Origin of the sequence: Marinobacter mobilis (assembly GCF_900106945.1) — a bacterium.
GTDB classification, from domain to species: domain Bacteria; phylum Pseudomonadota; class Gammaproteobacteria; order Pseudomonadales; family Oleiphilaceae; genus Marinobacter; species Marinobacter mobilis.
This window is the reverse complement of sequence record NZ_FNNE01000010.1, coordinates 189,271-215,914: the sequence shown is the minus strand read 5'-3', so window position 1 is coordinate 215,914 and position 26,644 is coordinate 189,271. Positions and strand designations below refer to the sequence as shown.

The following is a 26,644-nucleotide window of genomic DNA, read 5'->3' as shown; positions in this document are numbered from 1 at the left end:
TCTTTGCCGCGTTTTTTGGCGCGCTGTTCTACGCCCGGGTGTTTGCCGTACCCTGGCTGGGTGGTGAAGGTGACCGCGGCAGCAGCAACATGCTGTGGGAAGGCTTCCAGGCAACCTGGCCGCTGATCAACAATCCGGATCCGGAGGCGTTCCCGGCGGCCAAGGAAGTCATCGGACCCTGGGGCTTGCCTCTGATCAACACCATCCTGCTGGTCACTTCCTCGTTCACCGTTACCGTCGCCCACCATGGCCTGAAACAGAACCATCGCGGCAAGCTCAAGCTCTGGCTGGCGGCCACCATCGTGCTGGCGGTGGGCTTCCTGATCCTGCAGGCAGAAGAATACGTTCATGCCTATACCGAACTGGACCTGACCCTGCAGTCCGGTATCTATGGCAGCACCTTCTTCATGCTCACCGGATTCCACGGTGCCCACGTCTTACTGGGAACCCTGATGCTGACCATCATGCTGATTCGCATCCTCAAGGGGCATTTCTCGGCCGACAAACACTTTGGTTTCGAGGCGGCCAGCTGGTACTGGCACTTTGTGGATGTGGTATGGCTGGGGTTGTTTGTGTTCGTCTACATCTTGTAGGGCGGGGTTCAGTGGTACGGCGTCGGGTTCATTGACAGGTCGCCGTGCCACAGGGCCACCAGAATCAACACAAGGAGGGTAAGGCTGAGGCCGACCCGGACGGCCAGGGAGTTGACGACCCTGTTGGTCCGGCCCCCATCCCGAATCAGAAACACCAGGCCGGTAAACAGGCTGATCACGACGGCAATCAACAACAGGACAATGACCACTTTGAGCATGACAAACCCCGCTTGGTTGAACGGCACCTCTGGGCGCAACTGGATTCACTATAGCAGAGCATGAGCAGCGCCATGGGGTTTGCTAAAGAGTGCGACAAGGCGGGTGGGAAGGATCCTGGCCATCGCCGCTGGCGGTTCAATCCCCGTTTAATGATGTTCAGTGGTTGTTTGCTGCCGCTGTTACTGGCACTGGGTCTGTGGCAGCTGCAGCGGGCGGGGGAAAAAGAGGTGCTGTTACAGCAGTGGCAGCTGCAGGCAACGGAGCTGACCTGGCCAGAGCTGGTGAGCCTGGGGTTGACCAGTGGTCAACCGGTGGCCCTGAGCGGGCACTATGGCGAGCGCAGCTGGTTACTGGATAACCGGACCCGGGATGGGGTCGCGGGGTATGAAATCCTGACACTGTTCGAGCCGGCGGAAGGTCCCTCTGTGGTGGTCAACCGGGGCTGGTTACGGGCACCGGCAAGTCGTGAACGCCTGCCGGTGTTTCCCACGCCGGCCTCGGAAGTGATTGTCCAGGGCCGCTTGGCGGATTACCCGGTGCCGCCGGTGCTGGCGGATGCCGGGCCAACACCGGGTTGGCCGCGGCGGGTGCAGGCACTGCACCAGTCAGCCGTGGCCGCAGAGGCGGACACCGTGGCCAGCAAGGTGATCAGACTGGCGGGCGGCGATCAGCCCGGCGCTTTCCGCGCTGACTGGCAGCCGGATCGCATGGGCCCGCAGACCCACTACGGCTATGCCGTGCAATGGTTTTCACTCGCACTGGCGTTGTTGGTTCTGACCATCATTGCCAGCTACCGCAAGACAGGAGCCGATAATGACAACGACAATGGCTAACTCCATGACCGATAACGACAACGAACCCCTCTCCCCGGAACGGGTGCGCCGCGGCCGCCGGGTCGCCTTGCTGCTGTTTGTCATCGGATTCGGGCCGATGCTACTGGCCACGGTGATGTACTACACCGGCTGGCTCAATCCGGCGGGGCATGTCAACTATGGCTCCCTGGTTCAACCGCTGGTGCCGGTCAGTCAGCTGAACCTGATCGGTACTGATGGCAAGCGTCTGGCGGATCGCTTCACCGCGCCCACTGCCAACCGGCAATGGTTGATGCTGACCACCGCCGAAGGCTGCGCACAGACATGTGAATCGTTGCTGTACCTGTCTCGTCAGGTCAATGTGGCGCTCGGCAAGGACGCCAACCGGGTTGCCCGGGCGGCCTATCTGACGGAGCTGACGCTGTCCCAGCAGCAACGCCTGGGGGCTGAATATGAGGCCGTGGAAATGCTTCGTCGCGGTGGCCGCGACCCGGTCTGGCCGGATGCGATCAATCCGGCGGCGGGGCCCCGAATCCTGCTGGTGGATCCGCTGGGCCATGTGATGATGCAGTACACCCCGGACAACAGTGGCGAGGACATGCTGAAAGATATTAAACGCTTGCTCAAGTTGTCCCAGCTGGGGTAATGCCATGACTGCTTCTGCTCACTCTCCGTCGATTCGCAAGACCATGGGGCGCTGGGCCCTGATTGCCACCCTGCTGGCGGTGGTGGTGGTTATGCTGGGGGCCTGGACCCGGCTGGTGCACGCGGGCCTTGGCTGTCCGGACTGGCCCGGCTGCTACGGTTTTCTTACCGTACCCGGATCCGCTGATCAGATCGCCATTGCCGAGGCCCGTTTTCCGGAAGCGCCGGTGGACACCGCCAAGGGCTGGCCGGAGATGATTCATCGTTACGCCGCGGGCACTTTGGGGCTGATCGTGTTTGGCCTGGCCATGACCGCGGTCCGCCACCGCCGGGCGGGCATACCGGTCAGGCTACCGCTGTTTACTGCCGGATTTATCGTGCTGCAGGCCGCCTTTGGCATGTGGACCGTGACCCTCAAGCTTTGGCCCCAGGTGGTCGCTCTGCACCTGCTCGGGGGATTCACCACGCTGAGCCTGCTTACCTTGTTGACCCTGCGCTTGCGAACCCGGCCGGTTTCGGTCGCCGATGCATCGGAGCGCAAGCTGGCGGGGCTCAGGCCCTGGTTGTTTGGAGGACTGGCCCTGGTGGTGATGCAGATCGCGCTGGGTGCCTGGACCGCAGCCAACTACGCAGCAGTAGCCTGCAGTGATCTGCCCACCTGCCATGGTGAATGGTGGCCAGAGATGGATTTCCAGCACGGCTTTGACGTTACCCAACAGGTTGGCCCCAACTATCTCGGCGGTCAGCTGGAAGCCACCGGGCGGGTGGCGATCCATGTCAGCCATCGTGTCGGTGCCGTGGTGGTGCTGGGCTACTGGATCGTGCTGCTGGCGCTGATGTGGCGGCAGGCCAGGTCGGCACCCCTGTTGCTGCGAGCCACGGCTCTGGTAGCTGCGGCGCTGGCGGCGCAGATCGCCCTTGGTCTGGCGAATGTTGCCTTTCATCTGCCGCTGGCGGTGGCCGTTGCCCATAACGCCATGGGCGCCGGCCTGTTACTGACCATCATTCACCTCATCTGGCGCCTGCATCATTGCCGGCACTATGTCCTTTCATCCTCTTCCACGCTGATCAACCGGGAGGTTGCTGCATGAGCCAACAGGCCAAGGCCCTGTCCTACAAATCCGAGAACGTCAGCTGGCGGGATTTCCTCGAACTGACCAAGCCCCGGGTGGTGGCGTTGATGATCCTCACCTCGGTGATCGGCATGCTGCTGGCCGTTCCCGATCTGCCGGGCTGGCGGGTCCTCCTGTTCGGTAACCTCGGCATAGCGCTGCTGGCCGGTGCGGCGGCGGTGGTGAACCATGTGGTCGACCAGAAAATCGACACCATCATGGCCCGTACCCGCAAACGTCCGGTGGCAACCGGCCGGATTGCTCCGGTGGACGCCCTGCTGTTTGCCATCAGCCTGGCCCTTGGCGGCATGCTGGTGCTGGTGTGGCAGGTCAACACCCTCACCGCCTGGCTGACCCTGGCATCCCTGGTGGGCTATGCCGGGGTCTACACCCTGTTCCTGAAGCGGGCAACCCCGCAGAACATCGTCATTGGCGGCCTTGCCGGCGCGATGCCGCCGCTGCTGGGCTGGACCTCGGTGACGGGCCAGGTTGACGGCCATGCGCTGTTGCTGGTGCTGATCATCTTCGCCTGGACGCCCCCCCATTTCTGGGCCCTGGCGATCCATCGCAAGGAAGAATACGCCGAAGCCGGAATACCGATGCTGCCGGTGACGCACGGCAACCGCTACACCGAATTGCACATTCTGCTGTACACCCTGATGTTGCTGGCGGTCAGCTTGTTGCCCTTTGTCACCGGTATGTCCGGGTACCTCTACCTGGCCGGAGCGCTGGTACTGGGACTGCGTTTCCTGCACTATGCGGTACGACTGCTCAGGGGAGACGACCGGCGTGTGGCTCTGGCCACCTTCAAGTATTCCATCAGCTATCTGATGGCTCTGTTCGTGGTGTTGCTGGTCGATCACTACCTGAGTTTCTGAGCCACCGCATTCTCAGGGAGATTCTTACCAGCCATGGCCCGATCCGTTCGTAATACCGTTGCCATCCTGCTTTTGGCCGTGGTGCTGGTGTTTGCCCTGGTCGTGGCCCGACAGGTGTTCAAGGCCGATGGCCAGGAGCCCCTGCCGGCCCCGGAACTCAGTGAGTTCAACGCCTTTGTCTACGACCGGGGCCGCCCCATCGCAGAGTTCGAGCTGCTGAACGAGCAGGGTGAGGTAACCACTCAGGAAGCGCTGAAAGGTCACTGGACGTTTGCTTTCGTGGGCTACACCTTCTGCCCGGATGTGTGTCCGGCGACGCTGTCCAATCTGCGCCGGGCCAGCGCACTGATCCCTGCGGAGCTGCCCCAGCCAAGTTATCTGCTGATCTCCGCCGATCCCGAGCGCGACAGCCCCGAGCGGCTCAGGGAATACCTGACCTTCTTCGGCGAGGGTTTTCAGGGCCTGACCGGCGATCTGGACACCTTGAGAGCACTGGCCAAGAACCTGAACGCAGTGTTCATTCACCGTCAGGACGGAGATCTCCAGCTGGTGGACCATAGTGCCCACCTGGCACTGATCAATCCGGATGGCGAACTGGCGGCGGTCATTCAGCCCCCGCACACCCCCCAGGCCGTTGCCGAAGCCTATGGCCGTATCTACCAGTGGGCCCGGGAGAACCGGGAACGGGCTCGCTGAGTAGCGCCAGAGAGCGTTTTAGACGCCTGAGTTTCCCGGAAAGTCGTCTTTGCAAGTCGCCGGCGACACCGTAGACTGTGCCCCCAATTTGCCTGGCCCAACCACCATGCCTTTGAATCAGCAACACTGCACGTCGCCCCGGGAACTGTTTTCGGTACTGGCCGCAGGTGCCATCCTGCTGCTGGTTGTTCATGGTCTCGGCCGTTTCATCTACACCCCGCTGTTGCCTTATCTGGTGGCTGATGGCCAGATTGATGCTGCCGGGGGCGCCGCCGTGGCCACCTGGAACTATCTCGGCTACCTGATGGGTGCCATGGTGGCCATTCGCTGGCACCGCATTGACCAAATCCGCGTGTTGCTGCCGGTCTTCATGGCGGTGCATATCCTCACCAGCCTGGCCCAGACCCAGCTGGACACCGTGACGCTGATCTCGGTATCGCGCTGGATCAACGGCGTGGCTAATGGTGTGGTGTTTGTCCAGGCCCCGGCGTTGATCCTCGAATGGCTGGTGTCACGCAACCGTGCTGCCAAGAGCGGCCTGGTGTACCTGGGCGTCGGTGTCGGGCTGCTGGTATCCAGCGCGCTGGTGACACTGGCCGCAGACTGGCTGTCTGGTGCCGACCGCTGGTGGCCGGCGGCGGTGCTGTCGATCCCGCTGGCCTGGTGGGGAACGGCCCGGTTGCTGGCACTGGATGTCCCGGTGCGCGCCGAACAGCCAGAGCAACCCACCAGCAAGCCGGGCAAGCTGCTGGACCGGGCCAGTCTGCCGTTGTTCCTCGCCTATGCCGGCGCGGGCCTGGGCTATATCCTGCCGATGACCTTTCTGCCGTTGCTGGCAAAACTGCAGTTGCCCGAAGGTCACTGGTTGATTGATGGCTCCTGGCTGATTGTGGCCCTTGTTACCCTGCCATCTGCATGGATCTGGAATAATTTAGGTGCCAAAATTGGTGATCACCTGGCAATTATCGCGAACTTCGTGATACAGCTGCTTGGCGTTCTGGCAGCGGTGTTGCTGCCAGGGGCCACTGGCATTGTGCTGTGTGGTGTGCTGATCGGCAGCACCTTCCTGGGTGCGGTATTGCTGACTCAGCGTATTGGCCGCGCACTCCATCCTCATCAGGGGCCCCGTTTGTCTGCTGCGCTGGTGGCCCTGTACGGCTTCGCTCAGATGGCCGGTCCGTGGCTGGCAAAGCAGTGGCTGGGCATGGGTGGCACCCTCGAAAGCGCGTTCTGGATCGGTGTCGCTGCCCTGGCCTGGGGACTGCTGTTTGTCTTTCTGGTCCCCAAACCGGAAGTCTGGCATCGCCAGTCCCGGTAGCGACCCGATAAGCAGCCCCCGCTCGCGCTCCCCTACCAAAACTCCTGGTCGAGACCGATGAAAAACACCATGCTACCCATCGACCCTCTCCTCCCTGACCTGCAACAAACCCTCAAATCCACAACCACGGTGCTGTTGCAGGCACCACCGGGCGCCGGAAAAACCACCCGCGTACCGCTGGCCTTACTCGACGCAAGCTGGCGCCGTCAGCGCAAGATTCTTATGCTCGAACCCCGCCGCCTCGCCGCCCGTTCCGCCGCCCGCTACATGGCCAGCCAACTCGGTGAGCGCGCGGGGCAAACCGTGGGCTATCGTACCCGCCTGGATACCAAAGTCAGCGCCCGCACCCAGATCGAAGTGGTCACCGAAGGCATTCTTACCCGCTTGATCCAGGACGACCCGGAACTCACCGGGTACGCTGCGGTGCTGTTCGACGAGTTTCACGAACGCTCGCTGCAGGGTGACCTGGGCCTCGCCCTGGTTCGGGAGAGCCAGCAGGCGCTGCGGGAAGACCTGCGTCTGGTGGTGATGTCTGCGACGCTCGATACCGCCCCCATCGCCCGGCTACTCGGTGACGTACCGGTGCTGACCAGTGAGGGGCGCTCCTTTCCGGTAGAGACCTTCTACCGGCCATTGTCCCGGGATGCGCGTTTGCTGGATCAGGTGGTTGCGGTTATCCACGAAGCCATCGCTGAGCAGGACGGTTCCCTGCTGGTGTTCCTGCCGGGCGCTGGTGAAATCCGCCGGGTCGAATCGGCACTTCGGGGTACCCTGCCGGCGGGGGTTCGGTTGGCACCGCTGTATGGCAACCTGCGCAACGACGAACAGGATCAGGCCATAGCCCCGGCCGCGGACGGCGAGCGCAAGGTGGTGCTAGCTACCGCCATTGCCGAAACCAGCCTGACCATCGAAGGCATCCGGGTGGTGGTGGACAGCGGGCAGCAACGCCGGGCGGTGTTTGACCCCAACAGCGGTATGACTCGTCTGGTGACTGGCCGCCTGTCCAAGGCCTCCGCTGAACAGCGGCGGGGACGGGCCGGACGGGTAGAGCCGGGCGTATGCTACCGGTTGTGGAGTGAATCGGAGCAGTTTGGCCTGGCCGACTTCACCGCCCCGGACATTGTACAGGCCGACCTGGCACCGCTGGTGCTGGAGCTGGCCCAGTGGGGCGCCCGCAAGCCCGACGACCTGGAGTGGATTGACCCGCCCCCGGTTGCTCACTGGCAGCAGGCCACCGACCTGTTGCAGTGGCTTGACCTGCTCAACGACGATGGCAGCATCAGTGATCATGGCAAGGCCGCCCGGCAACTGGGTATTCACCCCCGTCTGGCTCACATGGTGCTGCGGGGACGGACATGGGGGCTCGCCAGGCTCGCCGCCGAACTGGCCGCCCTGCTGGAGGAACGGGACCTGCTCGGTCCCCGTGCCGGCGCCGATCTCCACCTGCGCTGGCAGCTGCTGCGGGGTGAAACCCGCGACCCGAGAGTGGACCGCCAGCGCCTGCAGGCCCTGCAACGATCCGTACAGCGGCTGGCCACGGTGGACGATACCGTGATTCCGGGCAGTGAGGATGCCGGTCGTCTGCTGGCCCAGGCCTACCCGGATCGTATCGCCCGCAAGCGCTCTGGCCAGGCACCTCGTTACCAGCTCAGTAATGGCCGTGGTGCCGTACTGGCGGAGGAGGACCGTCTGGCACGGGAGTCCTGGCTGGTGGCGGTCGATCTGGACGGGCAGGCACGGGAGTCGCGAATCTATCTGGCGGCGGTGGTGAACCCTGATCGGCTGGAACAGGACCTGGCGGTCCATATTGTCAGCCACGACGAGTGCCTCTGGGACGACCAGCGTGGCCGGGTGGTGGTTCGGCGGCAGAAACGGTTGGGTCAGCTTGTGCTTGAAGAAACCACGTTGCCCAGCCCTGATGCCGCTCAGGTGCTCGCCGGGCTGCTGGCTGCGGTGCGCCAGAAAGGTTTGCAGAGTCTGCCGTGGAGTGAGGAATCCCGTCAGCTGCGCGCCCGGCTGGCGCTAGTGCACAGGCTATGGCCGGAACAATGGCCGGCGGTGGATGACGACACCCTGTTGGCAGAACTGGAGCAATGGTTGGGGCCGTTTCTGACATCGGCGAGCCGCTGGGCGGAATTGCAAAAGGTCGACCTGGCGACGGCTTTGAGCAGCGTCCTGGACTACCGTCTGCAAACCCGGCTGGCGGAGCTGGCGCCGGCAACGCTGACGATTCCTACCGGCCAGTCAGTGCGTCTTGATTACACCGCAGAGCAGGGACCGGTGCTGGCCGCCAAGTTACAGGCGCTGTTCGGCTGGACCGAGACGCCAAGGGTTGCCAACGGCCAGGTGCCGGTGGTGATCCACCTGCTGTCGCCGGCCCAGCGCCCACTGGCGGTGACCAGCGACCTCTCGAGTTTCTGGCGTAATGGCTATGTGGAGGTGCGCAAGGACATGCGGGGGCGCTACCCCAAGCATCCATGGCCGGAGGATCCCTTTACCGCAGAAGCGCGGCAGGGCACCAAAAAACAGGGGCGTTGAGGGTGTTCAGACCCGGACATCAATAACGCTGCCGATGCGGGCGTCGCCGCTGCTGACCGACGGCTGTGGCGAGGGGATGGCGTCGAGCAGTTGCAGAGCGCCCGCTGCCGCCATGTCCTGGGCCGTTTTCAAGACACTGAGCTGGGCCTGTTGCTGAACGTCGGCCTGGTTGAGCTGGGTGCTGAAACTGGCAAGTGATGAAATATCCACGATGGCTGACCCGGTTTGACACTAGGGGACACGGTAGCCGCCTGTTGCGATGGCTAACGCAGGAGTGGTCAAAATATCACCAGCCTGACGCCAGAGGGAAGCCCCGGACGCCAAACCTTGCAAACCGTTACAGCCGCTTACAGGGGAGGAAACCGCTGTGGTCATGCACATGCCGCCCGGGGATCATTCCGCCAGGTTGTAGGAGCCGTCTTCGTCGTGGGTTTCGCGGCCGGTGACCGGCGGATTGAAAGAGCAGATCAGGCGCATATCCTCACTGCCGCCACGAAGTACGTGACGATCGTGCTTGTCGAGGGCGTACAGGGTGCCGTCGGTGATTTCGTGGGTTTCCCCGGTGGCGAGATCGGTGATGGAGCCGTTACCGGCAACGCAATAGACCGCTTCGAGATGGTTCTTGTACCACAGGTTCAGCTCGGCACCGGCGGGAATGATGGTCTCGTGGAACGAGAAACCCATACCATCTTTTTTCAGCAGCAGGCGGCGGCTGGTCCAGCCCGGGCCTTCCACTTCGCGCTCGGTTCCGATGATGTCCTGTACACGTACAATCTTCATGATAGTCCTCATGTTGGTGGGAGTCGCGGCACAGTATAAACATCCGGACGCGGTCCGTTTCAACCGCCTGCGGTCCGCCACTGGTGGTAGAGGTCCATGGCAAGCTCGAGGGTTTCGGCCAGTTGCTGGCGCTGTTCGCTGCTCAGGGCACGCTGCTTTCGGCATCGGGTCAGCGCCCGGTGAATGACCTGGCGGTGGGGGCTGTCGAGCTGGTCGAGCCAGTGGCTGTCACTGGGTTCCAGGTCGAGCGGATCGCGGCCGGCGTGGTTGCGGTGGGCAATGTGCCACCAGTGATCCACCGCCCGGCCCAGAACCACGTAACCGAACTGGCTGTCCTGCACCGGCCCGAAACTCGCGGTTTGCAGACCATGACGCAGGGCGCCGATCTTCAGTACCGGCAGGGTCAGGCGATCGCCGTAGAAATAGCTGCCCGCTGCGCCAATGAGCCCCCCAACCAGCGCCCCGGTACCGAGAGACGAACCCAGGGTGATGGCATCAAGGCCGGCTCCGCCAATGGCCCCGGCGCCGAAGCCGGCGGTGGTCAGGTAGGTGCGGCTGACACCCCAGGCCTGGCGGCTGCCCTCACTAAACAGATCATGCTCGCTGTGCCAGCGTAATTCGGCTTCCTGGCGTTGTACCCGGTGGTGTTGATACAGCGCTTCAATGGCCAGCCGCAACGACTGTTCGCGTTTGCGCTGGTGCTGGTACCAACGTTGGCGCAGTTGCTCGGCCAGGGTGTCACGGGCGTGCGCCTCACTTTGAGGTGCGGTCAGGGTACGTTTCTCCTGCCACGCCATCATCTCTTCCAGGGCGGTGGCGATCAGCCGCGCGGTCTGGGACTTGCGCTGTGCCCGCTGCCCTGACAGGTGCAGTACTGCGGAATCGAGCACCTGCTCCCAGGCCGGCTCGAGCTGGCCAAAAGCCTTGAGCAGGCTGAGGTGCTGGTTAAACGGTGCCCGCACCGCGTCGAATTTGCGCACCACCTGAAAGAACTGGCCGAGGGCGGACTGCCAGTGTTCGCTGTAATCGTCCGCGCCGATACTGTTGATCAGTGCCAGGCTGGGGCGTCCGGTCCAGCGCAGGATTTCCATCTCGCTTTCATTCTCGGCGCTGTAGGGCACCGAACCGTCAACCACGTAGATAATGCCGGCACCTTCCACCAGGGGCGTCAGCAGCTCGCATTCGTCATGGAAACGGGGATCGTCGCGGTGCTGATTGACAAAGGCGGCGACGGTTTCAGCCCGGTCTGAGGCTGACAGGCTGTGGGCTTCCAGCCAGGCCAGTAGCTGCCGCGGTCGTTGGAACCCGGGGGTGTCCACCAGGGTATAGAGCACGTCGCCATCCACGGTCAGGTCATAGGCCTGGCTGTGGCGGGTGGTACCGGGTTCGAGGGCAATGGCAATGCTGTCGTTCTGGGACAGGGTGGCCACGATGCTGGATTTGCCCTTGTTGGGGTGGCCGACCACGGCAAAGGTGGGGGCCGGTGTCCGGTGATCGGTCATGGTTGCGCCCCCGCCGTTTGGTGGGGGGACTCCGGATAACGGCTGACATGAAGCCGCTTGTCGCTGAGCCGTTCGCTGAAGCGAAGCCAGGGCGCCAGTTGCCGGTCCGGCGCCGGTTGCTCCGGGTCGGTGGCCAAAGGTACCAGGGTGATGCGGGTATTGGCCGGCCAGTGGTTGCGGGCATCGCCAATAAAATCTTCCAGTTCTGCGGTGGGTGGTTCCCAGGCCCGGGTGAGGATGGTGATCGAATGACGGCTGTCGGCGTGCAGGTGCTCGCGGGCCTGTCCAATCGCCTGCTGGTCCTGATCGAGGCTGGCCGCCCCCCCGGCGTCCACCACCAGGCGCCGATCAGTCCCCTGAAATAGCGGGGGTAGGCTGCCGTTGCCGGCTCCGGCCCAGCGAATCACCACCGGGCTGTCAGGCAACGGGTGCAGACCGGTTTGCACCGCAAGCTCCGGGGGGCGGTTGACATCGGTGTTCTGGTGACCGCTTTCCACGGTCGGGGTTTCCATCCGGTAGCGCAGGGCCAGCAGGCCCGGGTGCGCGGCCAGCAGCTGCCCGGCCCGGCGCCGCAGGTGCCAGATGCTGAGCAGCAGCAACAACAGCCGTGGCAGAATCACGTAACAGCCCCAGGCCATGGTGACGAAGGGCCACCAGTCACCCCAGCGGGCAGCCGTCACCGGGGAACCCTCGCTGATCCGGAAGAAACGGGTCTGGCTGACCAGGTCCAGGTCGGGGACCGCTGCCGGCCACAGCCCCTGCCAGGGCCAGGCCAGCGTCGCCATGAGTTGCTGGTAGCTGGCGGCGCCCGTACTCAGGGTGGTGCTCCAGCCAAACGCCAGATCCCGCACCACCACCAGGGTGACCAGGGTTAACAGCCCTGCCAGCGCGAACGCCAGGCCACCGCCGTGGGCGGCCCGGGCCATCAATTGCGGTTGCAGGCGATTGATGGCCATGGCCGCCTCCTGGCCGGGGTGCAGATAGCGTTCAATCAGCCAGCCCCAGGGCCGCCATCCCGCCAGGGCCTGCAGCGATGTAGCGACCGCCAGCACCAGCTGCAGCAGCATGAAGGCCAGCAGCACGGTGATATTGATGCGTCCGCTGCCGTCGTAGTAGAGCAGCCCGAGCATGGTCACGATGCCAAACAGCGCGCCGGTCACCACAAAGCTAAGGCTGATGCGATGCCAGCGGCGCAACGGCCGCAGCGCGCTGGTGTGATGCGGGCTGCCGATGCGCTGGACGTAGTCGAGCCAGTGTCGGGGTGTCAGCGTACCGTCGGCGGCGAGGGCATAGCGGCGGTCGCGACGGTGCAGGAACGCCGGCGACTGATGGTGGTCGCGGCGAACCTGATCGTCGAATTCCAGTAGCAGCGTCAGGGCCTTGTCGGACATGCCGTGTTCTTTCTCCTTCCTCGAACCGGTCATTGGCGGTGGTTTTCCTCTAGAATATAGGGATATCCGTTGCCGATACCATAATTACCATGCCCCACCACCTGATGAACCTGCGTTATGTCCCGGATGATGAAGCGGAGGAAATCCGCCAACTGTTCGAGCAGCACGGGGTCCCCTACTATGAAACCCCGCCCAGTCGCTGGGGAATCAGCATGGGCGGATTCTGGGTTCACGACGAGGATGAGGCCGAGCGGGCCCGCGCCCTGCTCAATGACTACCAGCAACAACGCCAGAGTGCCCAGCGCCAGCGCTACCAGCAGGACCTGTTGCGGGGGGAGAACCGGGGAATCTGGCAGCGGATTCGGCAAAAGCCGGTCACCACGCTGGCGGCTGCCCTGGCCATTGTGGCCATCTTGTTCCTCAGCCTGATTCCCTTCATTCGTATTTGAGCGTCCGCTGGCCACCGCCGGCGCCGTTCTGCTTCGGGTCGAACATCTCCCGGTTCAACGGTGTGACTCCTGTCACAGAACAGAAAAGAGCCTGTTTTGCCCGGTGTCCGCGCCATCTCTGAATTTTTCTTTCTGAAACATATTGTTACAGAGTGTAATTGCGATAGCCGGCCGTTCCGCCAGAGGTCGCTGTACTTATTGCCAATTCTGCCTTCGAACTCGCTGGCTATGGTCTGCTCCCCATTTCTCTTGCTGTGACCTGGAGGCCGCCCGATGATTCGAAACAACACCACGGTATTGATTGCCGCTGCCCTGACCCTGCTCGCGGGCTGTGGCGGGGACCAGGCAGTGATGCTGTCAGCGGAGGCGCCCCCGGGCCTGATCTACAGCTATCCGGCGGATGGCCAGCAGGAGGTTGCTCCGCAGGCCGATCTGGTGCTGCGTTTCTCCACCGTCGTGGCCGAACCCCGGCTGGCCCTGGTCGATGCCGACGGCGCTGCTGTCGGCCATACCCTGCAGGCGGTGGATGGTGGCCAGAGCTGGCTGATCCGCCCGGAGCGGGCGCTGGCCCCGGCTCAGACGTACCGGCTCAGCCTGTCCGAGCCGCTGGTTACGGACGGCGGCACCCTCACCGAACTTGACGATGGCGAGCTGGTGTTCAGCACCCGCGGCAGCCGCACGACCATTCGCAGCGAGTCGGTGACCGACAGCCGTTTTGGCCTGGCCACGATGATCCCCGACGGCCAGCGTTTTCCAGTGATGGATTTCTCCACCCTGCGATTGACGCTGACCCAGGATATTCATCCTGATGGCGTGGTGTACGGTGACTCGGTGCGCCTGGAGAACAGTGCCGGTGAGCTGGTGCCAGCCTACGTGATTGCCCGTGGCCGGCAACTGGTGATCGATCCGCTGGCGCCGGAAGGCAGCGACAGTGATGAATTGACGGCGGGTGAGACTTACACCCTGACCCTGAAGGCGTTGCCCAACCTGTATGGTGACCAGATGCTTGACCTTGCGCTGCCTCTGGTGCCGCGAGAGTCGGGTCCCACCGAAGTGCTCTACCAGACCGCAACCGCCAACAGCACCAGCCAGGATCTGCGTTCGAAGCTCAACGGCGAGCCGGTCAATGGCATCTCACTGCAATCGGTGCTGCTGGGGAATACCCCTCATGCCTGGCAGACCGGCGCGATGTGGGCGGAGCTGGCCTACGGCCCCCATTATCCGGAGATGACCCCGCTGCGCATTCCCCGCGGCACGGTGCTCAGCAGCACCTCGCTGGACGTTAATGTTGGCGGCGTGGTGCCGCTGATGACCGCCACTGGCGTTCAGAAAACCGGCGAGATCAGGGTGGTGATGACCACCGATGCCATCGGCTATCTGTTCCCCAATCCCTACAGCGACAGTGACGAAGCTCCGCGCCATGTGCGGCTGTTCATGGATGTGTCGATGAACACCGTGGAAGGTCAGCCCAATGCGTCGCTGTCCCAGGATCTGACGGGGCTGGAGCTGGTCGGGTTGGCGAGAATTCACGACGGTACTCTGGAAATTGATGCCCTCAGCATGGTGGAGCCGGCGCTGCTGGGGCTGGAGAACGCCCGCGCCTCGCTCGCTTTCAACATCCGCGCCGAAACGGCCAACCGGGCCCAGCAGGATGCCCCGCAACCGCTGGCCGACCTTGCCGCGCCAGCGCTGGTGAGCTGGATGCCCGGTAACGACGCGGCGATGATCCGTGCTCATCGGCCTGGCGATCCGGTCACCCTGTTCTTCGATGAACCACTGGATCGGGACTCGGTCCGTGCCGGCGTCCGCCTGTTCAGTGGTGACAATGAGGTGACCAGCGATGTGTCGGTGGATGGCACCAGTGTGACCCTGCAGCCTGTTGGCGGGTTACAGCACGGCACCAGCTACCAGGTCCGCATCGACAGTCTGCTGACCGACCTCGCCGGCAATGGCGCCCAGCCACAGCAACTGGCGTTTGCCCTGCCGCTGGCTGCGGATGCCTCGGCGTCGTCGCCGCTGGCGGTAACAACCTACCCCGGTTTCCCCTGTGTCACCATCGGGCTGGGTCTGCTGAGTGATGATCATGGCCGCTGCCAGGGCACCCTTGATGGTAATGGTGTGCCCCATAATGGGAGCGACGAGCATATGCCGCTCCAGACCTTGCCAGCCAACCGACCCGTAGTGGTGACGTTCTCCCAGTCCATGGATCTGGCGTCAATCCGGCTGGGTGAGAGCTTCCGGGTGGAGCGGGTGACCGATCTGGGCAGTGGCAATGGCCAGGACGTAACGGTGGCGGCAGAGCCCGTGACGGGACGTCTGATGTTGAACAACCAGCGGCTGCGTTTTTACCCTGACCAGCCCTGGCAGGTTGGCGCCTACTATCGCTATACCCTGGCTTCCCAGGCCTCGGCCAGTCCGGATTGCGGCCAGGCGATCTGTTCCAGCCTGGGGCAGGCCCTGGAGACCAATGCCCTGATGGGATTGAGCCAGCGTGGAGGACCGGATCTGACGATCTACTTCAAGGGCAGCGCAGCCACCGACACGGTGTTTCTGCCCCTGCGTAACCTGCCAGTACGGGATGTGAATGCTGACAGTGTTATCCAGTGTGCGATTGTGGAGGAAACCAATGGTGATGGCGTGGTGGTGCGTCAGTCTTACGCCAGTGACTGTGTCGAGCCTTCGAATATGGCCTTTGACGCCGGCGGCGAGCCGCTGACCCCGCCTCAGGCGACCCGGGTCATCAGCCAGGACCGAAGCCACGCACGGGTGGGTTGCAACCGCGATCGGAAGAACATTTTCTCATCCTGGCTACTGACCGAGTGTCCGGAACTGAAGTTCATCTACCAGACCGGAGCCCTGAACACCGAGGTGATTGGTCCGGTGGATCCGGACAATCCCGCCGCCGGGGTGCGGGTACTGCTGTATCCGACGCTGCTGACCACCACCTCGTTGACCGTCAACGCCATGGTGTTGTCCGACCTGACCTGGGCTGAGACACCGACCGGACCACAGGTGATCCGTATGCGCTACGCGGATGATGGCAGTGGCGAACGCAACGGTCTGATCCCCGGTGTGATCCGCACGGGTGCTGACGGTTACCCCGTGTTCGAGACCGACGTTGACCTGTACCTGGATGCTCCGGATCTGCATACGCCACTCAGTCTGCCCCACAACCAGCACAGTGTACCGTTGTATCTGGATCTGTTGGGTGAGGTTCGTTTTCTGGAGGATGGCCGTCAGGTCATCGAGCAATACAACCAACAGGCCCAGACCATTACGGTGAATGTGGGGGGGCTGGTTGAATTCGATCTGGAAATCCCGGTGAACGGTTTACGGCTGAGCTACTTGTCTCCGCCAGTGAAGGAGTTATCCGTGTTCTCCCAAGCCCAATAACGTCGAACGGAGCGGGCGATGCCCATACCGTCTTGATCTTGATCAAGACGGTATGCTGACACAAGGTTGCGGCGCCCGGGAGCTTTGCCCTAGCATGATCGCCCTTTTTTGGTGCATACAGGTGGCAGGGCATGGGAGTCCGCAACGATCGTCTGCGCTGGCAACAGGCCAGTGGGGTATTACGGACATTACATCTGGAACGTCTGTCCCGGCGCTACAGTCACAAGACGGTGCTGGCGGGGTTCAACCTGATCAATGGCGGCCTGAGCATCGCCCTGATCTCGCTGGTCGCTCTGGTTACCCAGCAGGCGTTTATCTTTCCCTCCCTGGGCGCAACAGCGTTCATCCTGTTCCATGTGCCACTGGCGGAACCGGCGTCACCGCGCAACACGGTCTGTGGTCATTTGGTGGGCGCCCTTACGGGGCTGTTCAGCCTCTATCTGTTTGGCCTGCACAATGCGCCCTCGGCCATGGCCGCAGGGGTGGATCTGGCCCGGGTGGGCGCAGCGGCACTGTCGTTGGGGATGACCGGATGCCTGATGGTGCTGTTACGGGTTCCCCATCCACCTGCGGGAGCCACGGCACTGATCGTTTCGCTGGGGCTGATGCCCCATCCTGCGCAGTTGCCGGTATTGATGGCCGGGGTCTTCCTGCTGGTGGCTCAGGCCTTTGTGATCAACCGTCTGGCAGGCATTCCCTATCCCCTGTGGCGGCGGTCGTCGGAGCTTCCGCTCAGCGTTCCTTCTTGAGGCGGGAAAAGGTGGCTGGAGCGACCCCCAGCCATGAGGCGAGTTGGAAATCCGGGACCCGAAGCATCAGCTCCGGATACTCCACCACCATAAGATCGTAGCGTTCCTTGGCGGACAGTGTCTGGCGGTGGAACTCCCGTTTGGTGGCGAGTTCCGCCAGTTCCTCGGTCAGGGTCAGGGCAAACCGCGCCCACTTGCCTTCGCAATGGTTCCGCAAGACATCACGAAAGGCGTGGAAATCCGCCTGCCAAAGGGTGCAGGGTGTAACGGTGGACAGGCACAGGGTATTGCGTACCGTGCGGCTGCGGCCGAACACCGGCCAGGCGATATCGCCTTCCGCAAAGAAATGGTGGATTGATACCTTGCCGCCTGGAGACTCGCGAAACAGTCGCAGAACGCCATGCTGGACCAGATACACCTGTGACCACGGGCGCTGGTGGCGTTCGAGTTCGCTGTCCGGATCCACCACCTCTTTGTGAAACAGGGTGCAGAGCTGGTTCAGTAACAGGTGGTCGGGATTGGGGTTGCCATTCGGCGGGCGAATTCCGAATACCCGGCACAGACTGTGCATCACGGTTTGTGTCTGATTGACCGGTGGCAGCGATGCCACCTGCGGATGCTGTTCCCCCAGCAGGCAGGGGGAGGAAGACAGGGATACGGAATCGCTGTCGATTGCGTCTGTCATAGCATGCAACCCGGTAGATGATTCCTGAATACTATGCCATTTTCTGTTAACGGCAAAAAACCATTTGTTTGATTATTATCAATCGGCAAAATCGATTTCACGCTTCGACCGCCTCTGCCAGGGCTGCAATGTCCGGACTTTCGGACACAGTCCGGTTTTCCAGACGCTGCTCCCTTTTTCCCGCTAATCCCTTGTGAACCGCACCCTGTACACCCTTTCTGGACGGCCTCGGACCCCTGCCCCGGTGTCCGAATTACCGGACGGCCCTGTTTCCGGTGTTCGGATTCGACTTCTAACTATCTGTATATAAAGGAAATTAATAGTTGGCATGAGATGAGCATTGGGCAGGCAGCGCCCGGTGTTTTCGCGTCTTCCTTTTCCGGTGCGCCTTTTAAATAACAATAACGCCAGTAAGGAAACGAACATGACCATTCGCACACTGCTCATCGGGCCAGCGGGGCTCGCTGTCGCCCTCTCCCTAACCGGCTGCAAGCTGGAAGATATCCCCGGCAAGGCACTCAACCAGACTCCGGACTTTCTTATCGGAGAGGTCCATTACCGCGCCTATGATGGCGTGACCAATGACCTGCTGACGGCGGGGCTCGGTGCCAGTGGCCTGGCCAGCGCTACTGCGCCGACTTTCGCCGACAGCCTCAACCCGAGCCCGGCGGAACTGCGCCGGCTGGCCATCTACAACAACTACCGCGCGCTGGTGGATACCTCTCCGGGGGGGGGCTACGGCAGCTTTTTCGGCCCCCAGGTCGGTGGTGAGGGGGAAGGTCTGATTGCCGGTGAAGAGTTCCTGGCGTTTATCGATGCCGGCAATGACCAGGCTCCGGTGACGGTCATGGTGCAGATTCCGCATCACTTTGATCCTGATCAGCCCTGCATGGTTACGGCGCCCTCGTCCGGGTCCCGCGGTGTCTACGGGGCCATTGGCACGGCCGGGGAATGGGGGCTGAAAAAGGGCTGTGCGGTGGTGTATACCGACAAGGGCACCGGCACCGGCAGCTTTAACCTGGAAACCGGCGCGGCGCAGCGCATCGACGGTAGCCTCAGTAGCGATCCGGAGGTGGATGTCCAGTTCCGTGCCAACCTCGATGAAGCCGGGCGGGCGGCCTTCAACGCCGCCTATCCGAACCGTGTGGCGTTCAAGCATGCCCATTCCGGCAGCAACCCGGAAGCGGACTGGGGGCAGCATGTGCTGGCGTCCATCGAGTTCGGGTTTTATGTGCTCAATGAGCAGTTCGGTCAGCAAACCGGCCATGGTCAGCGGGTTATGACGATCAATCCGGACAACACCCTGGTGATTGCCTCCAGCGTTTCCAACGGTGGCGGTGCCTCAGTCAGGGCCGCGGAACAGGACGAGCGCGGGCTGATCGATGGGGTGGCGGTCTCCGAGCCCAACGTGAACCCATTGCCGGACAGCGCAATCACCATTCGTCAGGGCAACGGGGGGGTGATCAGCGCGCACAGTCGCAGTCTGCTGGATTACACCACCGCGCTTGCGGTTTACCAGGGCTGTGCCAACCGGGCCCCGGCCATTCGCGACGATGCGCCCTTCAATGCCGTCCTCAACGATGTCAGCGTGAACGAGAACATCTGCACGGCGCTGGCTGCCAAGGGGCTGGTGACTGGCGCCACCCTCGATGAACAGGCCACGGATGCGCTGCGGATCCTGAACGAGGAGTTCGCCGTGCAGCCAGAACAGAACCTGGTGGCACCCAGCCACTTCGGCGTGTCGGTAGCCCAGAGTATTGCCATGACCTACGCCAACGCCTACGGCGGTTTTGCGGTCGAAGACCGGCTGTGCGGATTGAGCCTGGCCGCCACCGATGGCAGCGGGGCGGTGATGCCCCTCACCGATGCCCAGGAAGCGGCGCTGTTCTCGGCCAGTAACGGGATTCCGCCCACCGCGGGTGTCAATCAGGTCTACGATGAGGCCAGCGGCGGTGCAACCAACCTCAAGCAGGCAAGCTCCAACAGCAGCGGCCTGGCGGACTTTGGCCTCGACGCGCTGCTGTGCCTGCGAGGTCTGGCCACCGGGGTGGATCCGTTGACCGATACCGCTCTGAGTGGGACGGCCGCGGACCAGGCCAGCGCCATTGCGGCGGGCATAGCGGCCATCCGCTCCAGCGGTGACCTGGGCGGCAGGCCGGCGGTGATTGTGACCGGTCGCGCCGATGCCATCCTGCCGATCAACCACACGTCACGCCCGTATTTCGGCCTCAACCGCAAGGTCGAGGGGGCGGACTCCGGCCTGCGTTACTACGAAGTGCTCAACGCCCACCACCTGGATGCCTTCAATGCTTTCCCGGGTTTCAACGAGCGCTACCTGCCCCTGCACCACTACTACATTCAGGCCCTCGACCTGCTGTGGGCGCGCCTCAACGATGGCACCGAACTGCCGCCAAGCCAGGTGGTACGCGCCGTGCCCCGGGGTGCCGGTGCGCCAGCCCTGAGTGAGGCCAATCTGCCACTCGTGGCAGAGGAACCGGCCCCGGAGGATCGCATCCTGTTTAGCGACAACCAGGTTCGCATACCGGATTGAGGCCACAGGTGCCGCCGCACCCTACCGCCATACGGGCGGGCACCACGAACGGGCTTCGGCGGAACCCGTTCTGACCGGCCGGTGCGTCACCGGCCTCACTAACAACAAGGGAACACCCGAATGCAAAACAACCGATACGTGCGTCACTCCATTTCCGCGCTGGCTCTGGCGATTGCCGGCCAGGCCGGTGCTTTTGAACTCAATGCCGGGGATTACCAGGCCGAGCTTTACGGCTATGCCCGCTTCAACGCCAGTTACGATATTGACGAAGATATCGGCATTTCGACCCGTGCCGGGGCCTTCTCCGCGATCAATACCGGTGCCGATGAAGACAACGAGGCCACCGGCTACTTCAGCGCGGATGCTGTGCAGACCCGTCTTGGGGTCAGGGCCTCCTCTCCGGAAGGCGTGAAGGTGGTTCTTGAAGGGGATTTTCGCCCGGGAACCCTGCGCCTGCGTCACGGTTACGGTGAATACAACGGCGTGCTGCTGGGTCAGACCTGGTCCAATTTCAACAGTTTTGTGGGGAATACCAAGGTGCTGGATTTCGACGGTCTCGCTGGCAATGCCGGTCTGCAGGGACGCGTAGCCCAGGCCCGCTACACGACCGGGGCCTTCTCAGTATCGGCGGAAGAGCCGATCACCAACTTCCTCGAGGGTGCTGGCGCGACGGTCGGCGGTAAACAGGGCCTGCCGACACTGACCGCCCGTTTCGAGCAAGCTGCGGGCGGCCTCTCCTACTCTGCCGCCGCGCTGGTGCAGGAAGTCGGTTATGACACCGGCACCGTGGACGACAGTATCGTGGGTTATGCCGCCTTTGCCGCCGCCAAAATGGCGCTGGGCGAGAGCCTCACTATCCAGGGCAGCGTGTCCTACACCGATGGCGCTAATTCCTACCTGTACCGTTCCGGTGAAAACTTCGGTGCCGAGGATGCCTATATCCGCGGCGGTGATCTGGAAAGCATTGCCGGTTATGGCGGTACCGTTGGCGTGGGCCTGGATCTGGGCGCAGGCAGCAGCATCAATGTTGGCTACGGTCTGGTGACCGTGGACTGGGACGATGCCGAGGCTGATGGCGCCGCGGTTGCTGACAAGAGTGAAACCAACCAGAACCTGATGGCCAACTACCTATGGAGCCCGGTGAAGAACGTGATGATGGGCGTGGAATACGGCTTCTTCAAGCGTGAAAACGTCAATGGCGATGAGGGTGATGCCAACCGCATCCTGTTTGCCGGCCAGTACACCTTCTGATCCCGTTCTGTCCGCAATCGTACCCACCCCTACCACCAAAATCGGGGTGGGTTGCGATTGCCAACCCCCAATCCCCCATATACTCTCTGGAAAGTGTCAGTGTTTCCGGACAACTGGCACGGCAGGTTCACCAACATGACCGATTACATTCCAGGCCATAGCCCATTCATGCCCAAGCCGTTTATCCATAAAAACAAGAGCGGGCCGACTCGCGACCTGATCGAAGCGCTGTTTCCGCTGTTTGAACAGGCCAGTGCTGGCGCCATTGCCGTCGACAGCGACAGCCGCATCACCTGGATCAACGCCAGTTACGCTGCCTTGCTTGGATTGAAAGACCCGCAGGCGGCCATCGGCAAGGACGTCCGGGGGGTGATTCCGCGGACACGCATGCATGAGGTGGTCGAGACTGGCCAGCCGCTGCTGCTCGATATCATGGAGCATGACAGCCAGCAGCTGGTGGTGACCCGGTTGCCGTATTTCGACGATCAGGGCGAGATCCAGGGGGCGGTCGCTTTCGTGCTTTACGACGATCTGCAGCCGCTGACCCCGCTGGTCAGTAAATACCGCCGGTTGCATCAGGATCTGGTGGCAGCCCGCAAGGCTCTCGCCCGCAAAACCCGGGGAACCCGCTACTGCCTTGGTGATTTTGTCGGCGCCAGTCCGGCAGCGCTGGAAGTCAAACGCCGTGCCCGACTCGCCGCCGGACGTGATATGGCGGTGTTGCTGCTGGGGGAAACAGGAACCGGCAAGGAAGTGCTGGCACAGGCTATTCACTCCCTGTCCGGCCGCGCCGACAAACCCTTTGTCGGGGTCAATGTCGCGGCAATCCCGGAGAACCTGCTGGAGGCTGAATTCTTTGGCGTTACCCCCGGGGCGTACACCGGTGCTGACCGTCGCAATCGCGACGGCAAGTTCCAGCTTGCCAATGGTGGCACTCTGTTCCTGGACGAGGTCGGCGACATGCCGCTGGCGCTGCAGGCCAAACTGCTGCGGGCGTTGCAGGAAGGCGAGATCGAACCCCTGGGCTCGAACAAGGTGGTGTCGGTGGATGTGCGGGTGATTGCCGCCACCAGTCGCAACCTTGAGGCGATGATGGCGGAAGGGGCGTTCCGATCCGACCTGTACTACCGCCTCAATGTGCTGGAAATCGCTATCCCGCCGCTGCGGGACCGGTTGCCGGATCTCGGCGTGCTGTGTGAAGCCATTCTGGAAGCTCTCTGTGAAGGTCTTGAGTTGCGTGGTGAGATCACCGATGCCGCGGTCACGGCGCTTGGCAGCTATGACTGGCCGGGTAACATCCGCGAGTTGCGCAATGTGTTGGAGCGAGCGCTGACGATGGGCGAGGACAACGGCCTGCTGGACGCCGATGCGATCTTCAAGGTGTTACCCCGTAATGGCGCCCGTCAGGTGCCTTCTGCCTTACCCAGGCCTGTTCGTCCGTTGGCACAGATACTGGCTGAAGCTGAGGCCCAGGCCATCGAAGACGCGCTGGTCGCCAGTCGCGGCAACCGTACCCGGGCGGCGAAACTGCTCGGCATCTCCCGTTCCGTCCTGTATGAAAAGATGGCGCGAATGTCCTGATTTTAGGACGCCTGTCCGTATATCCATACAAAGCTCTACGACTCTGGTCTAAAGATGTCCGGAGTGCCAGACAGCCTGCCTTGGCAATTCCCGCTTCTTATTTTTTTAAGTATCTGTTTTATAGGGGTTTGTTTTATCTGGCACAGTGCCTGCATTTGACGTATTGCAGGACGTCAGCATAAAGCCGAAAACAACAATCGACGCCAAAACCAGGACCGAATACCTCCCGTCATTGTCTGTTTCCGCCGCTGACTGACTACACTCAGTCCAGGCCTGTCGGTCCCTGTACCTCCGGGCAACCTACAAGAACAACATATTGGGAGACTTATCGATGAAACTTGCCAAGGTCGTTACCGGGCTTGCTGCAGCAATTGCCCTGTCCTCCGGATCTGCCTACGCCGATAACCTGCGCTGGAAAATGCCGGTTGCTTTCGCCACTAACCTGCCGGGTCTCGGATCTCCAGCGGCCTGGGTTGCCGAAAACCTGACCACCGCCTCTGACGGCAGTATCCAGGTTCGTGTCTATGAACCGGGTGAGCTGGTGCCGCCGTTCGATATTCTGCAGTCGGTCTCCGATGGCAAGGTGCCCACGGGGTATACCTGGATCGGCTACGACCAGGGCAAGGTTCCGGCGGTGCCCCTGTTTGCTGCGGTGCCGTTTGGTATGAAGCCCTGGGCCTATATCGGCTGGTACTACTACGGTGGCGGCCATGACATGTTGCAGGATGTCTACGCCAACAAGGGCTTCAATGTCCACGCCCAGCTGTGCGGCATCATCGGGCCAGAAACCGCCGGTTGGTATGCCGACAAGATCGAATCCCTGGAAGACTATGACGGCATGAAGATCCGCTTTGCGGGTCTCGGTGGCAAGGTGCTGGAAGAGCTTGGTGCGTCTGTCACCATGATGCCGGGTGGCGAGCTCTATCAGGCGCTGGAGAAGGGCACCATCGATGCCACTGAATTCTCCATGCCTGCCATCGACCAGATTCTCGGGTTCCAGCAGGTGGTCAAGTACAACCTGTTTCCGGGTTGGCACCAGCAGTTCACCGCCCAGTATCTGCTGATCAACGGCGATGAGTGGGAAAAAACCACCGCTGCCCAGAAGGCACTGGTGGAGGCCTCGTGCACCGCTGCCACCACCCGTGGCCTGGCGGAAGGTGAATACCTGAACGGTGCTGTGCTGGCCGGTTTCCAGGAGGAAGGTGTGCAGGCTGACCAGATTCCGCGGGAGGTACTGGAACAGCTGAAAGCCGTTACCGAGCGGGTGCTGGAGTCTGAAGCGGAGAACGACGACGACTTCGCCCGGGTTTACCGTAGCCAGCAGGAATTCATGGAAACCTACCAGGTCTGGGATAGCCGCGCGTATCTGCCCAGCGATCTCTGAGGCCTGGCCTCAAGTCTGTCACACCGGTGTTGGGCTGGTGTGACCCGACCACAGCGGATGGCTCAGGCCATCCGTACCTTGTAGTTGCAGGTATTCCAGAACCGGGAATGCCGAGAGAGGGTTGTTTCCATGACCGTGCCCAAGCATGCGTCTGTGTCCGACACCGACGAATTCATCCACCACCATACCGAGTTGCCCGACACCCGCCTGAGCCTGTACCTCGATGGCCTGCTCAGCGGCATCGGCAAGCTGGCCTCCTGGCTGTGGGTGGTGGTAACGCTGATTATTATCTGGGCGGTAGTCAGCCGCTATGCCTTTGGCCAGGGCTCGGTGCTGCTGGAAGAGCTGCAGTGGCACCTGGCCGGGGTAGGCTGGCTGCTGGGCCTTGCCTACACCCTGGTGGTTGATGACCATGTCCGGGTTGATGTTATCCATGAGCGGCTGAGTCTTCGAACCCAGGGCTGGATCGAGCTCCTGGGTATCCTGCTGCTGTTGTTGCCGTTCCTCGGCATCGTCATTTACGAAATGGTGCCCTACGCCGCCAGTGCTTATCAGGTCGGCGAAACCAGTCCGGCGCCGGCGGGGCTGTCCAATCGCTGGGTACTGAAGGCCATTCTGGCCGTTGCCTTTTCGTTGATCGCCCTGGCGGCGGTGTCGCGCCTGCTCAGGGTGACCGCCCTGCTGTTTGGGTTCCCGCGTCCGATTCGCCGGGTTAACACCGATAACCAGCCCGGGGAGGGCTCCTGATGCAGTTGGAAACCCTGTATGTAATCGGCATGTTCCTGACCTTTGGAGCCCTGCTGATGACCGGCTTCCCGGTGGCCTGGGTTCTCGGGGGCACCGCCGTGATCTGGACCGTGATTGGGGTGATCTCGGTGGAACAGTTTGGCGCCGATTTGTGGTTTGACTATTCCTCGTCCATGGCGCTGACGCCGGAGCGAATCTGGGGGATAGTCGATAACGAAACCCTGGTGGCGCTGCCGATGTTCATCTTCATGGGCATCATGCTGGACCAGTCGGGCATTGCCGAGCGGCTGATGAAAGCGATGGTACGTCTGTTTGGCGCGGTGCGAGGTGGCTACGCCGTCACGGTGATCGTGATCGGTGTGTTGCTGGCGGCCACCACCGGCATCATTGGTGCTTCTGTGGTGCTGCTGGGCATGCTGTCGTTGCCGGCGATGATGGAGAGCAAGTACGACAAGGGCTTTGCCGTAGGCACTGCCTGCGCCACTGGCACCCTGGGCATCCTGATTCCGCCTTCCATCATGCTGGTGCTGATGGCCGACCGGCTGGCGGTCCCTGAGGCCTCGGTGGGTGACCTGTTCATGGGTGCCTTCCTGCCGGGGCTGCTGCTCGGCGCCATGTATGTGGCCTATGCCATGCTGCGACCGCTGTTTCAGCCGCACATTGCACCGGTGCCGGAGGGCATGGAAAAGGTCAACCTGGGCGCGCTGCTGGAGGTGTTCAAGGCGGTGATTCCGACGGCGGCACTGATCCTGGGGGTGCTGGGTTCGATCTTTGCCGGGGTGGCGACCCCAACCGAGGCTTCCGGTGTCGGTGCCCTCGGTGCCATGGTGCTGGCCTTTGCCGCTGGCAACCTGAAGCTTGAGGTGGTGAAGTCGTCGCTGTACCAGACCACTCGAACGGCGTCGTTCATTTTTGCCATCTTCCTCGGCGCGACCGCCTTCTCGGTGGTGCTGCGCGGCCTCGGTGGCGATGAGGTCATCGAAGGAGCCCTGCTGGGTCTGCCGTTCGGGCCCTACGGCGTGGTGTTGACCATCCTGTTCGGGATCTTTCTGCTCGGCTTCTTCCTCGACTGGGTCGAGATTACCCTCATTGTGCTGCCGCTGGTGGCACCGGTGGTGCAGCAGTTGGGATTTGATCTGGTGTGGTTCACCATCCTGTTCGCCATGTGCCTGCAGACGTCGTTTCTGACCCCGCCGGTGGGCTTTGCCCTGTTCTACATCAAGGGGGTGGTGCCGCCGGAGATCAAGGTTACCGATATCTATCGCGGCGTGATGCCCTACATCATGATCCAGCTTGTTGCCCTGGCGATTGTCTTCCTGGTTCCGGAAATTGCGACCTGGCTGCCGGGTGTGGCGTACGATTAAGGAGAA

General features: G+C 62.3%; 23 protein-coding genes. 17 read left to right on the top strand and 6 right to left on the bottom strand.

Annotated features, from left to right (window positions below; all coding sequences use genetic code 11):
• On the top strand, nucleotides 1–593 hold a 593-nt coding region (locus BLV11_RS15910), incomplete at its 5' end, for a cytochrome c oxidase subunit 3 (protein WP_091816561.1).
• Nucleotides 594–601: 8 nt separating this feature from the next.
• Here BLV11_RS15910 and BLV11_RS15905 read toward each other — a convergent pair.
• The gene (locus BLV11_RS15905) at nucleotides 602–811 is read right to left on the bottom strand and encodes a twin transmembrane helix small protein (protein WP_091812346.1); all 210 of its coding nucleotides are present in this window, start codon (nucleotides 809–811) and stop codon (nucleotides 602–604) included.
• 72 nt (nucleotides 812–883) lie between these two features.
• Between BLV11_RS15905 and BLV11_RS15900 the strand changes: the two genes are divergently transcribed.
• The 7 genes from BLV11_RS15900 (at nucleotide 884) to hrpB (ending at nucleotide 8,811) form a co-directional block, all read left to right on the top strand.
• Nucleotides 884–1,645 (top strand): SURF1 family protein, encoded by a 762-nt coding sequence (locus BLV11_RS15900; RefSeq protein WP_281242755.1) that lies wholly within the window; start codon nucleotides 884–886, stop codon nucleotides 1,643–1,645.
• On the top strand, nucleotides 1,626–2,270 hold the full coding sequence (locus tag BLV11_RS15895) for a hypothetical protein (protein ID WP_245725956.1): 645 nt from the start codon (nucleotides 1,626–1,628) through the stop codon (nucleotides 2,268–2,270). The genes BLV11_RS15900 and BLV11_RS15895 overlap by 20 nt, the downstream gene beginning before the upstream one ends.
• Nucleotides 2,271–2,274: 4 nt before the next feature.
• The gene (locus BLV11_RS15890) at nucleotides 2,275–3,360 is read left to right on the top strand and encodes a COX15/CtaA family protein (RefSeq protein WP_091812344.1); all 1,086 of its coding nucleotides are present in this window, start codon (nucleotides 2,275–2,277) and stop codon (nucleotides 3,358–3,360) included.
• Nucleotides 3,357–4,259, top strand: coding sequence for a heme o synthase (gene cyoE / locus BLV11_RS15885; RefSeq protein WP_091812343.1), 903 nt, complete (start codon nucleotides 3,357–3,359; stop codon nucleotides 4,257–4,259). The genes BLV11_RS15890 and cyoE overlap by 4 nt, the downstream gene beginning before the upstream one ends.
• A gap of 33 nt (nucleotides 4,260–4,292) precedes the next feature.
• Nucleotides 4,293–4,955 carry an SCO family protein gene (locus BLV11_RS15880; protein ID WP_091812342.1) on the top strand — a complete coding sequence of 221 codons (663 nt, stop codon included), beginning with the start codon at nucleotides 4,293–4,295 and terminating at the stop codon, nucleotides 4,953–4,955.
• Nucleotides 4,956–5,061: 106 nt separating this feature from the next.
• A complete protein-coding gene (locus BLV11_RS15875) occupies nucleotides 5,062–6,273 on the top strand; it encodes a YbfB/YjiJ family MFS transporter (RefSeq protein WP_091812577.1) in 1,212 nt (403 codons plus the stop codon).
• A 69-nt stretch (nucleotides 6,274–6,342) separates the two neighbouring features.
• Nucleotides 6,343–8,811, top strand: coding sequence for an ATP-dependent helicase HrpB (hrpB, locus tag BLV11_RS15870; protein ID WP_091812576.1), 2,469 nt, complete (start codon nucleotides 6,343–6,345; stop codon nucleotides 8,809–8,811).
• Nucleotides 8,812–8,817: 6 nt separating this feature from the next.
• Here the strand turns inward: hrpB and BLV11_RS15865 are convergent, their stop codons facing one another.
• The 4 genes from BLV11_RS15865 to BLV11_RS15850 all read right to left on the bottom strand — a co-directional run bounded on the left by BLV11_RS15865 (nucleotide 8,818) and on the right by BLV11_RS15850 (nucleotide 12,517).
• Nucleotides 8,818–9,021 (bottom strand): YjfB family protein, encoded by a 204-nt coding sequence (locus tag BLV11_RS15865; protein WP_091812341.1) that lies wholly within the window; start codon nucleotides 9,019–9,021, stop codon nucleotides 8,818–8,820.
• A 183-nt stretch (nucleotides 9,022–9,204) separates the two neighbouring features.
• Nucleotides 9,205–9,591 carry an ectoine synthase gene (locus tag BLV11_RS15860; protein ID WP_091812340.1) on the bottom strand — a complete coding sequence of 129 codons (387 nt, stop codon included), beginning with the start codon at nucleotides 9,589–9,591 and terminating at the stop codon, nucleotides 9,205–9,207.
• 59 nt (nucleotides 9,592–9,650) lie between these two features.
• A complete protein-coding gene (locus BLV11_RS15855) occupies nucleotides 9,651–11,093 on the bottom strand; it encodes a GTPase/DUF3482 domain-containing protein (RefSeq protein WP_091812339.1) in 1,443 nt (480 codons plus the stop codon).
• Nucleotides 11,090–12,517, bottom strand: coding sequence for a DUF2868 domain-containing protein (locus BLV11_RS15850; RefSeq protein ID WP_245725955.1), 1,428 nt, complete (start codon nucleotides 12,515–12,517; stop codon nucleotides 11,090–11,092). Before BLV11_RS15850 ends, BLV11_RS15855 begins: the two co-directional genes overlap by 4 nt.
• Before the next feature lie 56 nt (nucleotides 12,518–12,573).
• On the opposite strand from BLV11_RS15850, the gene BLV11_RS15845 reads away from it, so the two are divergent.
• The 3 genes from BLV11_RS15845 to BLV11_RS15835 all read left to right on the top strand — a co-directional run bounded on the left by BLV11_RS15845 (nucleotide 12,574) and on the right by BLV11_RS15835 (nucleotide 17,075).
• Nucleotides 12,574–12,933, top strand: coding sequence for a DUF6164 family protein (locus tag BLV11_RS15845; protein ID WP_091812337.1), 360 nt, complete (start codon nucleotides 12,574–12,576; stop codon nucleotides 12,931–12,933).
• 273 nt (nucleotides 12,934–13,206) lie between these two features.
• Entirely contained in the window at nucleotides 13,207–16,326 is a 3,120-nt protein-coding gene (locus tag BLV11_RS15840; protein WP_091812336.1) for an Ig-like domain-containing domain, read from the top strand.
• A 131-nt stretch (nucleotides 16,327–16,457) separates the two neighbouring features.
• Nucleotides 16,458–17,075 carry an HPP family protein gene (locus BLV11_RS15835; RefSeq protein ID WP_091812335.1) on the top strand — a complete coding sequence of 206 codons (618 nt, stop codon included), beginning with the start codon at nucleotides 16,458–16,460 and terminating at the stop codon, nucleotides 17,073–17,075.
• Here the strand turns inward: BLV11_RS15835 and BLV11_RS15830 are convergent.
• The gene (locus BLV11_RS15830) at nucleotides 17,059–17,760 is read right to left on the bottom strand and encodes a Crp/Fnr family transcriptional regulator (protein WP_091812334.1); all 702 of its coding nucleotides are present in this window, start codon (nucleotides 17,758–17,760) and stop codon (nucleotides 17,059–17,061) included. The two genes, BLV11_RS15835 and BLV11_RS15830, sit on opposite strands and share 17 nt — an antisense overlap.
• 424 nt (nucleotides 17,761–18,184) lie before the next feature.
• Here BLV11_RS15830 and BLV11_RS15825 point away from each other — a divergent pair, with 424 nt between their 5' ends.
• From BLV11_RS15825 to BLV11_RS15800, 6 genes are all read left to right on the top strand, one after another.
• Nucleotides 18,185–20,311 (top strand): 3-hydroxybutyrate oligomer hydrolase family protein, encoded by a 2,127-nt coding sequence (locus tag BLV11_RS15825; RefSeq protein ID WP_091812333.1) that lies wholly within the window; start codon nucleotides 18,185–18,187, stop codon nucleotides 20,309–20,311.
• A 120-nt stretch (nucleotides 20,312–20,431) separates the two neighbouring features.
• Nucleotides 20,432–21,562, top strand: coding sequence for a DcaP family trimeric outer membrane transporter (locus BLV11_RS15820; protein ID WP_091812332.1), 1,131 nt, complete (start codon nucleotides 20,432–20,434; stop codon nucleotides 21,560–21,562).
• Nucleotides 21,563–21,730: 168 nt separating this feature from the next.
• Nucleotides 21,731–23,143, top strand: a complete 1,413-nt coding sequence (locus BLV11_RS15815) for a sigma-54 interaction domain-containing protein (RefSeq protein WP_091812575.1) — start codon at nucleotides 21,731–21,733, stop codon at nucleotides 23,141–23,143.
• Between the two features lie 331 nt (nucleotides 23,144–23,474).
• Nucleotides 23,475–24,527, top strand: coding sequence for a TRAP transporter substrate-binding protein (locus BLV11_RS15810; protein ID WP_091812331.1), 1,053 nt, complete (start codon nucleotides 23,475–23,477; stop codon nucleotides 24,525–24,527).
• Between the two features lie 129 nt (nucleotides 24,528–24,656).
• Nucleotides 24,657–25,274 carry a TRAP transporter small permease subunit gene (locus BLV11_RS15805; RefSeq protein ID WP_091812330.1) on the top strand — a complete coding sequence of 206 codons (618 nt, stop codon included), beginning with the start codon at nucleotides 24,657–24,659 and terminating at the stop codon, nucleotides 25,272–25,274.
• A complete protein-coding gene (locus BLV11_RS15800; RefSeq protein ID WP_091812329.1) occupies nucleotides 25,274–26,638 on the top strand; it encodes a TRAP transporter large permease in 1,365 nt (454 codons plus the stop codon). Before BLV11_RS15805 ends, BLV11_RS15800 begins: the two co-directional genes overlap by 1 nt.
• Nucleotides 26,639–26,644: the final 6 nt, after the last annotated feature.

Bases quoted from the DNA above. Each gene is read 5' to 3' on its own strand.
- BLV11_RS15800 (WP_091812329.1), top strand. From the start codon at position 25,274: ATGCAGTTGGAAACCCTGTATGTAATCGGCATGTTCCTGACCTTTGGA.
- BLV11_RS15820 (WP_091812332.1), top strand. From the start codon at position 20,432: ATGCAAAACAACCGATACGTGCGTCACTCCATTTCCGCGCTGGCTCTG.
- BLV11_RS15890 (WP_091812344.1), top strand. From the start codon at position 2,275: ATGACTGCTTCTGCTCACTCTCCGTCGATTCGCAAGACCATGGGGCGC.
- BLV11_RS15850 (WP_245725955.1), bottom strand. From the start codon at position 12,517: ATGACCGGTTCGAGGAAGGAGAAAGAACACGGCATGTCCGACAAGGCC.
- BLV11_RS15860 (WP_091812340.1), bottom strand. From the start codon at position 9,591: ATGAAGATTGTACGTGTACAGGACATCATCGGAACCGAGCGCGAAGTG.
- BLV11_RS15840 (WP_091812336.1), top strand. From the start codon at position 13,207: ATGATTCGAAACAACACCACGGTATTGATTGCCGCTGCCCTGACCCTG.
- cyoE (WP_091812343.1), top strand. From the start codon at position 3,357: ATGAGCCAACAGGCCAAGGCCCTGTCCTACAAATCCGAGAACGTCAGC.
- BLV11_RS15875 (WP_091812577.1), top strand. From the start codon at position 5,062: ATGCCTTTGAATCAGCAACACTGCACGTCGCCCCGGGAACTGTTTTCG.
- BLV11_RS15900 (WP_281242755.1), top strand. From the start codon at position 884: ATGGGGTTTGCTAAAGAGTGCGACAAGGCGGGTGGGAAGGATCCTGGC.
- BLV11_RS15835 (WP_091812335.1), top strand. From the start codon at position 16,458: ATGGGAGTCCGCAACGATCGTCTGCGCTGGCAACAGGCCAGTGGGGTA.
- BLV11_RS15810 (WP_091812331.1), top strand. From the start codon at position 23,475: ATGAAACTTGCCAAGGTCGTTACCGGGCTTGCTGCAGCAATTGCCCTG.
- BLV11_RS15825 (WP_091812333.1), top strand. From the start codon at position 18,185: ATGACCATTCGCACACTGCTCATCGGGCCAGCGGGGCTCGCTGTCGCC.
- BLV11_RS15880 (WP_091812342.1), top strand. From the start codon at position 4,293: ATGGCCCGATCCGTTCGTAATACCGTTGCCATCCTGCTTTTGGCCGTG.
- BLV11_RS15855 (WP_091812339.1), bottom strand. From the start codon at position 11,093: ATGACCGATCACCGGACACCGGCCCCCACCTTTGCCGTGGTCGGCCAC.
- hrpB (WP_091812576.1), top strand. From the start codon at position 6,343: ATGCTACCCATCGACCCTCTCCTCCCTGACCTGCAACAAACCCTCAAA.
- BLV11_RS15845 (WP_091812337.1), top strand. From the start codon at position 12,574: ATGCCCCACCACCTGATGAACCTGCGTTATGTCCCGGATGATGAAGCG.
- BLV11_RS15815 (WP_091812575.1), top strand. From the start codon at position 21,731: ATGCCCAAGCCGTTTATCCATAAAAACAAGAGCGGGCCGACTCGCGAC.
- BLV11_RS15805 (WP_091812330.1), top strand. From the start codon at position 24,657: ATGACCGTGCCCAAGCATGCGTCTGTGTCCGACACCGACGAATTCATC.
- BLV11_RS15905 (WP_091812346.1), bottom strand. From the start codon at position 811: ATGCTCAAAGTGGTCATTGTCCTGTTGTTGATTGCCGTCGTGATCAGC.
- BLV11_RS15895 (WP_245725956.1), top strand. From the start codon at position 1,626: ATGACAACGACAATGGCTAACTCCATGACCGATAACGACAACGAACCC.
- BLV11_RS15830 (WP_091812334.1), bottom strand. From the start codon at position 17,760: ATGACAGACGCAATCGACAGCGATTCCGTATCCCTGTCTTCCTCCCCC.